Source organism: Streptomyces sp. AC627_RSS907 (assembly GCF_019049165.1).
The window spans coordinates 1-592 of record NZ_JAGMUE010000760.1 but is presented as its reverse complement, the minus strand read 5'-3'; the positions used below and the strand labels follow the sequence as shown (position 1 = coordinate 592).

General features: G+C 78.7%; 1 pseudogene. It reads right to left on the bottom strand.

Annotated features, from left to right (window positions below):
• Positions 1-592, bottom strand: a pseudogene (locus KUM32_RS38495) (hypothetical protein); the annotation flags it as partial.

Sequence of the window (592 nt, the reverse complement as noted above, 5' to 3'; positions counted from 1 at the left end):
GCACCACGCGGGCGGCGATGATGTTGGGCATCAGGCCGGGGTACGAGTCCTCGCTGGTCGGCGGGGTCAGGGCGCGCACGGCGTCGCCGAGCAGCGCGGGCGGAAGGCCGGCCGGGTCGGTGAGCTTGGCGGTGAGGTCGTCCAGATAGCAGCGCAGGTCGTGGGCGAGCGCGGAGCGGGTGGGCCCGGTGTGCCCGACGAACACGCCGGTGCGGGCGCGCAGCGCGGCGTCCGACAGCCAGTCGCCGGCGAGTTCGTCGGCGCACCGCAGGGCCATCACCTGGCTGCGGTCGAGCGCCGCCAGCGCGGACGGCGCGAGGCGCGCCTCGACCGGCGAGGGCATCGGGTAGGCGTCGCCGAAGGTGGCGGGCCAGTCGGGGGCGCCCCCGGCCAGCCAGCGCCGGACGCGCGTGGCGTCCGGCAGGTCCGGCAGGTGGGTGCCGGTGGCCACGACGACCACGGGGTCGTACGCCCCGTCGGGCGAGACCGGGGCGCACGCGCCGGAGGATGTTCCGTCAGCCGCCACGGCGCGCGGGCCGGCGGTGGCGAGGGGGGCCGCGTCGGCGGCGGGCCGGTCCGTACGGGTGTCCGG